Origin of the sequence: Rheinheimera sp. (genome assembly GCF_020217005.1) — a bacterium.
GTDB lineage: Bacteria > Pseudomonadota > Gammaproteobacteria > Enterobacterales > Alteromonadaceae > Pararheinheimera.
On the sequence record NZ_JAIWOI010000378.1, the window covers coordinates 1 to 10,000 of the forward strand.

Here is a 10,000-nt window from a genome sequence, read left to right on the forward strand (position 1 = left end):
ACGAAGGGTTTGAAACCCGTATTAGTGGCCGCTATCGGGACAACTTTGTGTCAGAACAAGTGGCTATTGAAGCTCAGACGGTGAACTTCGATGGTGAAACTGTGATTGATTATCAGGCTTCTTACCAGATAAATGACAACCTTGGTGTCCTGTTTCAGGTGAACAACCTGACGGATGAACCGACCAAGAGTTATTTTGGTAACGAAGCCAATACAGGCACTATCCAGTTTTTTGGTCGCCAGTATTTTGTTGGAGCGAACTACAAGTTCTGACCCCGGGTGACGACTTCGGCACCCAGCCTCAGAGCGGGTGCTCATAACAAGAATTGATTGGAGCACGACTTATGTTTCAGATAACAAATAGCTTAAAGCTAGCCCTGTTAGGGTTGGCTGCGCTGACACTGGCTGCTTGTGGCGGCGGTGGCAGTGATTCAGTGGAAGGCGGTAGCAAACTGCTGACCTGTAATGTGCCACAAATTCCAAATGCAGCAGGCACTGCCTGTATTGACCCCCCACCGATAAAGTGTAAGGCACCTACTGTGCCTGATGCGAAAAACGAGACTTGTATAGTAGGGGTGGATCCGAATGCTCCGGCACCAGTGTTTTTCCCAGGAACTACTCAGGCGGCCTTATTTTATAAAAGGGCCGACGGAAACTACGAAGGGTACAGATTACATACCTGGAACAACGATGCCTGCTCGGTTTACAAAGATAGCTCCCTGGCGGCGTCATGGGACAACGGTTTAATACACAATGGAGTAGACCCCAACTACGGTGCTTATTGGATTCTGGAGTTAAAAGAGGGCGTGGCCGGAGTGGCAGGTGCCTGCGGTAATTTCATTATCCACAAAGGCACAGATGATGCTGGTAAAGAAATGGGGGGGGGCGATCAGAAAATGCCATTAGGGCCGAAATCAGACGAAAAATTTGCCCGGATGAATTTTACCTTTTCTGGTGTGAATTCGGTCTTTGAATTTCCTCTGTTGGCATTGGGTGTGTCTATTGCGGACTCCGCGGCTCACTGGCTGGATGCAAGTACTTTTGTCTGGAATATTGACAGAGCTATTGCCACTAAAGTGCAGTTACATCATTCAGCGACAGCAAATCTGGCGATAGATACAGATGACAAGTTAAACGGTGACACTGTTGTGTTAGAAGCGACAGAACTGACAGATCAGCAAAAAGCCATGGTGCCTCATTTGGCCAACTGGCCTGCATACCGCAGCAGTATGACGGAGGCGCAAGTCAAGGCTGTGTTGAAAAACCAACTTGTGTTGTCGGCTTACGATGCAGACAACAAGTTGTCGGCGGCCAGTTATGTGCAGGCAGCAAAAGTGTTGGACCACCTCTACACCAGCGGGGATGCCGATGCAGATGAAGCTACACTAGGCGTCGTCTATGACGGCAACACAGTAAAAGTTTCTGTATGGGCGCCAACAGCACAAAATGTAGCATTAAAACTCTATAACGCAGCAAAAACTCTGACTTCTACCCAGACTATGAGCCTGGACGCCGCTACCGGCATCTGGAGTTATAGCGGCACTAAGGCCAGTCTGGATCGCAACTTCTACCGTTTTGAAGTCAAAGCCTATCACCCTGCGACTAAAAAGATAGAGACAGTAGAGGCCACAGACCCCTATTCAGTCAGCCTGTCAACCAATGGCCGGTACAGTCAGTTTGTAAACTTGGCAGATGAGGATCTGAAACCTGAAGGTTGGGCTAATCAGATTGTTCCGACTATAGAGAATCCTGAGGATACAGTGATTTACGAAGGGCATATCCGGGATTTCAGTATTCGTGACACCAGTGTCAGCGCTGCCAATAGAGGGAAATATCTGGCCTTTACTGAAATGGACAGTGCTCCCGTGATGCATCTGAAAAAACTGGCTGAAAGTGGTGTAACGCATTTTCATATGTTGCCTGCAACCGATATGGCGACTGTGAATGAAGATGCCAGCAAAAGAGTGGAAATTACCGACACAGTCGGCAAGTTATGTGCTGTTAATGCTGCGGCTAAAGTCTGCGGCAAAGAAAACGCAGCGACAGTACTGGCGGATTTACTGAAGTCCTATCAGCCGTCTGGCGAACTGGCTCAGCAGTTAGTGGCTGATATGCGTGCAACAGATGGCTTTAACTGGGGCTATGATCCTCACCACTTTAATGTGCCAGAAGGTAGTTATGCGTCTAATCCTGAAGGTGTGGCCCGTATTAAAGAAATGCGTGCTATGAACCAGGCTCTGCACGAGATCGGACTCCGTGTGGTGTTAGACGTAGTGTACAACCACACTAATTCCTCAGCCATTTTTGATAACTCGGTCTTTGATAAAATAGTGCCTGGATATTTCCACAGATACAATCCGGTGTCAGGCAGTATTGAGCGTTCAACCTGCTGTGAAAATACAGCGCTTGAACACAAAATGATGGATAAATTTGTCAAAGACTCGCTGGTGTTGCTGGCCCGTGAATACAGCTTTGACGGCTTCCGTTTTGACATTATGGGTCATCATCCTAAATCTGCTATTTTGGCCGCCCGTGAAGCAGTGCGCGCAGTTGATCCGGATACCTATTTTTATGGCGAAGGCTGGAATTTCGGTGAGGTGGCGAACGACCGTTTGTTTGAACAGGCTCGTCAGGCGAATATGGCCGGAACCGAAGTCGGGACCTTTAACGACAGGATCAGGGATGCGGTGCGCAGTGCAGCTTTGTTTAGCGACCATGGTGAAGACGCAGAGAAGCAGCAACAGAACTTTATCGAAATTGGTCTGGCCGGCACTTTAAAAGACTTCGTATTGAAAGATTACAGAGGCAATACAGGCACAGCGTCCGGCGTCAGCTGGAATAGTCAGCCAGCAGGTTATGCCACAGATCCGGCCGATATTATCAACTATGTGTCCAAACACGATAACGAAGCTATCTGGGACAAACTTCAGTTGGAATTGCATAACGCTGGTGTAGATTTGAGTCTGGAAAACAGGGTAAGGGTCAATACTATAGCTTTAGCCATTCCCTTGTTAAGTCAGGGTATTCCATTCCTTCAGATGGGGGATGATTTACTGCGTTCTAAATCCATGGACCGCAATAGCTATGACTCAGGTGATTGGTTCAACTTTGTTGATTTCAGCAAAGAAAGCAATAACTGGAACGTAGGTTTGCCTCTGGCTCAGGACAACAGTGCAAACTGGGCTACTATTGCAGCTGTTGCAACCAAATCTAATACCAAAGCCGGGCCAGATGAAATACGGTTCTCTTCTGATGTATTTAATGAATTTCTGCAAATTCGAAAAAGTAGTCCGCTGTTTCGTTTAACAACGGGCCAGGATGTTATGGACCGTGTTGGCTTTCACAATATTGGTAAAGCGATGAAGCCAGGGTTGATAGTGATGAGCATAGATGACGGCCTCGGCTTGACGGATATCGACCCGGAAACTGATGCTGTGGTGGTGGTGATTAACGGGACTTCTGCAGAGCAATCTCACAAAGTGGCCACTGCCAAAGGTTTTGTGTTACATCAGGTACAGGCCACTTCAGCAGATGATCTGGTACAGCAGGCCAGTTTTACAGAAGCCGCAACAGAAGGTACTTTTACCGTACCGGCATATACAGCAGCGGTGTTCGTTAAACCTCAGCAAGGTGAGCAGGGTGAGGGCTTAAAAGCGGATGCCACTATGGGAGCCGCCGATATACCGCCTTACGGCTTAACCACAGTTTATGTCCGTGGCGCTATGAATGGCTGGGGTGAAACTGATGCGATGAGCTACGACGGCGATGGAGTGTACAGTGTCAGCATGACTATTGCCGCTGGTGATTACGAGTTTAAAATTGCCTCGGCAAACTGGTCTACTGTTGATTTTGGTGCTTCGGCCCAGCAAGTGACCCTGGGCGCGGCTAAAACTTTAAGCCGCGGAGCAGCCAACTTAAAAATCAGTCTGCCCAAAACTTCAACTTATACCTTCAGCGTTAACGCAATCAATCCTGAGGCGCCGGTGATCACTGTCACTGAGTACGTACCTTATGCTCAAACCTCAGTGTATCTGCGTGGCAGCATGAATGGCTGGAGTGAAAATAGCCCTCTGCAATATGAAGGATCTGGAGTTTACAGCCTGACCGTTAATCTTGCTGCTGCTGATCATGAGTTCAAAATCGCCTCGGCGGACTGGTCCACCGTTGATTTTGGCGCTGCGGATCAGAATGTCACTTTGGGGGCAGACAAAACCCTGACTGCCCGCGGAGCCAATCTGAAATTACAGATTACTGAACAGGCTGATTATAAATTCAGTCTGAATGCAGCTACCCCCGGAGCCCCTGTACTTAAGGTAGTTAAAGCGCAGTAAAAGTCTGTCCTGGCTCCGATGAAAAAGGCTGTAACGAATTACAGCCTTTTTTCATTGGGTTTTTAGATCCGGTTTTTGCACTTCAGGTTTTATCCGGTTTGGAGTCGCGACTGTAACGTCTTGATGCCAGACCTATTCAGCCTGTCTTGCATAGAAGCTTGCAAAGTCACTGTAGTCAGCTAAGTTTGCATTAATTTGGAGCATTGGCTCTGATCCTGTCTTACAAATAAATCAGGCAATCCAATGGGTTGTTTGCACCAATACCATGCAAAATTTCATCAATGCTCTGCAAAGGGGCGTCATAGCCTAAGGTGAATACGTATTCATGTTGAACATTGGCGGCGATAAGTTTAACTAGTAGGGTCAGATTAATATCAACTACCAGACAGATATAAGTCTGAACAAAAAAAACAAACAAATCCGGGGATAAGGGCATGAATAAATTTAAGTTAAGCATACTCACTATGGCGATTGCGACTGCGGGAGTCAGCTCCTACAGCTATGCACAACAAGCCGACCAGAGCAAAAAAGCCGAAACTGCCAAAGAAGAACAGATTGAAGTGATAGGGGTCACAGGTTTCCGTGGCAGTTTGCAAAAAGCTCAGGCTGTAAAAATGAGCGAAAACTCCATCGTTGAAGTACTGTCAGCAGAAGACATAGGTAAGCTGCCAGATACCAGCGTGGCCGAATCTTTAGCCCGTTTGCCAGGTTTAGCTGGTGAACGCCGTAATGGCCGTACCAGTGGTTTGTCTGTGCGTGGTTTCAACGAAAACTACGTGGGCACCTCGTTAAATGGTCGTGAATTATTAGGTATGGGTGACAACCGTGGTGTTGAATACGACCTGTATCCTTCAGAAATTGTTTCTACTGCAATGGTTTACAAAACTCCTGATGCGACGCTGATGGCGCAAGGCATAGGTGGTACTGTCGATTTACAGACAGTCCGTCCTCTGACTGCAGAAGATACATTTGTGGTGAACTTAAACTACGAGCAAAACGATCAGGAAGCGGGTAACCCGGATTTTGATGATCACGGTCATAAAGCCTCTATCAACTATGTTGATAAATTTGCAGATGACAAATTAGGTTTCGCTTTGGTGTTATCTTCTATCGAGTCACCGCGTCAGGAACAGCAGTTCCGTGGCTGGGGCTATCCTGAAGCTGCAACCACTAAAGGTGCTCCGGGCGTCACAGTACCGGATGACACTTTTATTTTAGGCGGTCATGATACCTTTACCCGTTCAGCTATGCTGAAACGTGATTCCATTGCCACCATCATAGAATACGATGCCAGCGACGATTTAAAAGTGAAGTTTGATGCCCTTTACATCGATTTCAACGAGACTGACGCGCGTCGTGGCCTGGAAGAAGGTATGGCGGAATGGGGTACTGGAGCCTACACCATCACTGAAGTACAGGATGGTTTAGCCACTGCGGCTTATCACAACGGCTTCTTCTCTGTGATCCGTAACGATGCCCGTGAACAGGACGCAGAGCTGAAAACTTTTGGCCTGAATCTGGAATACAACATCAGCGATAACTGGACTACTGAGCTGGATCTGTCGACTGGTAAAGTAGATAAAACTATTACCGATGTGGAAAGTTACTCTGGTGTAGGTCGCGCTGGTGGTACAGGGCCGGATAACAGACCTATTATTGCCCGTTCATGGGTAATGACCTCTTCTGGTGCCATGTTTGGTGCTCACCCTACTATAGCTCCTGTAGATCTGACTAACCCTGCCTTAATTCGTTTAGCTGGTCCTCAGGCCTGGGGTGGCTCGTTAGCTCCTGTTCCAGCTTTCCAGGATACTGGCAATGGTTTTGGTCCTACTACAGCTCAGGATGGTTTTGTTAATAAACCTATTTTTGAAGAAGAGCTGGATAGCGTGCGCCTGCAGTTTAATGGCGTTGTAGAGTGGGGCATCTTCACAGGCGTAGAAACTGGTTTTGTTTACAAAGACCGTAGCAAGAGCAAAGTCAATAATGGTGCTTACCTGACCGCTAACGTCTGGCCAAATTCAGATGCAATTCCTAACGTTTTAGGTGTAGCTGACTTAAGCTTTGTGGGTATCAATGGCGTATTGGCGTATGACAGCTTAGCGCTGTATAACGATGGCTATTACATTTCAACTGATGCCGCATTCCTGGAAAATGGTCGTTTTGGTGACACCTATGAGATCAAAGAAAAGATCAGCACACTGTACGGTATGTTAGATATTAATACAGAAGCGGGTTCTATCCCTGTGACTGGTAATATCGGTGTACAAATTGTGAAGTCTGATCAGGAAGGTTTTGGTTTTAATGCGTCCTCGGGTAGCGACCGTTACACCGATGCTATACCTGTCTCTGGTGGTGCTGATTACACTGATGTGTTACCAAGCATGAACCTGAGTTTTGAAGTCGCAGACAGTCAGTTCATCCGTACTGCTGTGTCCAAAGTAATGAGCCGCCCACGTATGGATGACTTACGTCCAAACAGTCAGGTGACGTTCAACTTCAATGACACCAATATACTGGATGATGATCCGTTAAATAGTGCCTTTGCAGGTAATGCGGGTAACTCTGAGCTGAAGCCGTTAGAGGCAGACCAGTTCGATTTATCTTATGAGAATTACTACCATGACAACGGTTTTATTGCGGCAAGTTTCTTCTATAAAGATCTGAAAAACTGGCACCGTAACATTACTTTAATCAATGATTTCTCTGATTATTATATCCCTGGTTACCACCAGACTTCAGCTCAGGCTACTCCGCCTAATGCACCACCAGCAACCTTCCTGGGTCGTCTGGATATTCGTCAGGACGGTTTAACTGGTTTTGTTCGTGGTTATGAAGTTCAGGCAAGTGTACCTTTTGACATCATTGACGAAGTGTTGGACGGTTTTGGTTTAGTTGCCAGTGCCACCTTTATGGACGGTGAGTTAGATGATGGTGGTCGTGTACCAGGTTTATCAGAGGAGATTTACACTCTGACTGCTTATTATGAGCGCGCTGGTTTCGAAGTTCGTGTTTCTGGTACTAAACGTGACCAGTTTGCGACTGAAACCCGCGGTTTGAGCTTAAGCTTGTCTCCAACTGTCGACCAGGGTAGTGAGCTGTGGGACGCCCAAATCGGTTATGACTTCAGCGAGTCTGGCATAGATGCTTTGGATGGCCTGCGTATTTCATTACAAGGTCAGAACTTAACGGATGAGAAAACCATCCAGAATAACCCTGGTGATTCCCGTCAGATCACTCAGTACCAGAGCTTTGGCCGTAACTTCCTGTTAGGCTTAAACTACAAGTTCTAATACAGGCTGAGCTTGTGTCGGTTCTGTAGCGCAGTCCGACAACTGACAAACTCTGTTTAAGACCCAGCCTCGAAGGCTGGGTCTTTTTTTAGGGAACAGGCATGAATCGAATAAAAAAAGTAGTGATACTGGGTGGTGGCACCGCAGGCTGGCTGAGTGCTGCTTTACTGAAAAAAGTATTAGGTGCTGTGATTGATATCGAGCTGGTTGAGTCCGATGCTATAGCTACGGTAGGAGTTGGGGAAGCTACAATTCCGCCCATCCGTCTGTTAAATCAGGTGTTGGGTATCCATGAAGCCGACTTTCTGCGCGAAACAAAAGCTACAATTAAACTAGCCATTAAGTTTGAAAACTGGCGGGCTCTGGGCGAGAGCTATTATCACAGTTTTGGTGCACCAGGCCGCAGTCTGAGTTTTTGTCATTTTCATCACTTGTGGTTGAGGGCCAGACAACAATTTGGTGATATGACTCCTATCTGGCATTACGATTTAAATTACCTCTGTGCTGAAGAGGGCAAATTTGCCCCTATTACCGCGAAAGACCCGATACTGGAATTGCCTTATGCTTATCATTTTGATGCTGGCTTATATGCAGCTTTCCTGCGGAAGTTTAGCGAACCATTAGGGGTAGTGCGTACCGAAGGTATAGTGGAGCAGGTGACTCAACATCCAAATGGCCATATCAAAAGTTTGTTGCTCAAAGATGGTCGTGAAGTAGAAGGTGATTTATTTATTGATTGTTCAGGTTTCGTTAGTTTGTTACTACAGCGTAAGCTAGGTGTTGGCTATGACGACTGGAGCCACTTCTTACCCTGTGACAGAGCATGGGCTGTACCAACGGCACGCTTTGAACAGACGTTGCCTTATACCAGAGCCATAGCGCATCAAGCTGGCTGGCAGTGGCGAATTCCGCTGCAGCACAGGAATGGCAATGGCATGGTATTTAGCAGCGCTCATTACACAGAGCAGCAAGCTTTGGACCTGCTGCTTGGCAATTTACAGAGCGAAGCGCTGGCTGATCCTAAACTGATTAAATTCAAAACAGGCCGTGCCCGCAAACAGTGGCACCATAATGTGATTGCCGTTGGCCTGGCCAGTGGGTTTCTTGAGCCTCTGGAATCTACCAGCATTCACCTTGTGCAGTCGGGCATAGTGCGGCTGCTGAAAATGTTTCCGCATAACGGCGTAGAACAAGCCACCCAAGCTGAATACAACAAACAATCTGAAGCTGAGTTTGTTTATATCAGAGACTTTTTATTACTGCATTACCATGTCACAGAGCGAACCGACAGTCAGTTTTGGCGTGACATGCGGCAACTGCAGATCCCTGATTCGTTAAAACACAAAATTGAGTTATTTCAGGCCGATGGCAGCATTTTCCGCGAGCAACATGATTTGTTCCATGATGCCTCCTGGCTGCAAGTGATGTTAGGTCAGGGCTTGTTACCCCGCGATTACCATCCTTTGGCAGATAGTTTCTCTGAAACCCAGCTCAAAGAAATGCTCAAAAGCATAAAAACCATTAAACAAGAGCCGCTAGCCAAGTTGTTTTCACATGATGAATTTTTGCGTCGTGTTTGCCCAGCTTCAACAAACTAGTGCAGTTCGCCTGTTCTGATGATGGACCGGCCTGATACAGGATTTTATATGAGATTATTTAGTTTCTGGCTTATTTTTTCTGCCTTGCAGCTGAGTTGTGTAGTTCATGCTGCTACTTATCAGTCTCATCAGTTGCAGGACAATAAGCTGCAGCTTCAAACCGATGAATATAGGGTATCACTGAGTTTTAAAAGTAAAGGCAGTGTCGAAGTTTTATACCAAAAAACTGGTATGAAACAATTGCCGTCTTTCGCATTGGCTTTGCCAGATCAACAGTTGGCAGCTAGCCTGACTGAACAACGTGGATCGCTTGAATTTGCGACCTCAGATCTGAAAGTACGGATTAATAAAGCTCCCTTCCAACTTAGTTATTACCGCGGTGATGAGCTGATACTGGCGGAAGAGCATGGTTTTTTTGCTCATGAAACTCTGCGAGGTTTTCGCTTTAAGTTGCAGCAAGACGAAAAGCTGTTAGGTACAGGTCAGCGTGTGGTGGGCATGGACAGACGTGGTCAGCGTTTGCCTTTGTACAACAAAGCCAGTTATGGCTACACCACTGAAGCACAGCAAATGTATTTTGGTTTGCCTGCTGTGCTGTCGAGTAAAAAATATCTGCTGCTGTTTGATAACAGCGCCAGTGGTTTTGTCGACTTAGGCAAAACAGAAAAAGATGTGTTGCAATTTGAAGCTGTGGCAGGTCGCGCTTCTTACATAGTGATGGCGGCAGCTACTTATCCCGGGTTAATAGAGCAATATGTCACAGTCACAGGCAAACAACCGCT

The 10,000-nt window shown here is 46.8% G+C and carries 4 protein-coding genes and 1 pseudogene; all 5 read left to right on the forward strand.

Annotation, left to right across the window (positions count from 1 at the left end; all coding sequences use genetic code 11):
• A partial coding sequence (locus LDL40_RS18700) for a TonB-dependent receptor (RefSeq protein ID WP_300997013.1) occupies positions 1 to 272 on the forward strand: 272 nt, incomplete at its 5' end.
• Positions 273 to 343: 71 nt separating this feature from the next.
• Positions 344 to 4,330: a pullulanase-type alpha-1,6-glucosidase gene (gene pulA, locus LDL40_RS18705; protein WP_300997014.1), complete on the forward strand. Its 3,987-nt coding sequence runs from the start codon at positions 344 to 346 to the stop codon at positions 4,328 to 4,330.
• Positions 4,331 to 4,764: 434 nt separating this feature from the next.
• Positions 4,765 to 7,620: a TonB-dependent receptor gene (locus LDL40_RS18710; protein ID WP_300997016.1), complete on the forward strand. Its 2,856-nt coding sequence runs from the start codon at positions 4,765 to 4,767 to the stop codon at positions 7,618 to 7,620.
• Between the two features lie 101 nt (positions 7,621 to 7,721).
• Positions 7,722 to 9,218 (forward strand): tryptophan halogenase family protein, encoded by a 1,497-nt coding sequence (locus LDL40_RS18715; protein WP_300997017.1) that lies wholly within the window; start codon positions 7,722 to 7,724, stop codon positions 9,216 to 9,218.
• Between the two features lie 48 nt (positions 9,219 to 9,266).
• Positions 9,267 to 10,000 (forward strand): annotated as a pseudogene (locus tag LDL40_RS18720) (alpha-glucosidase domain-containing protein); the annotation flags it as partial.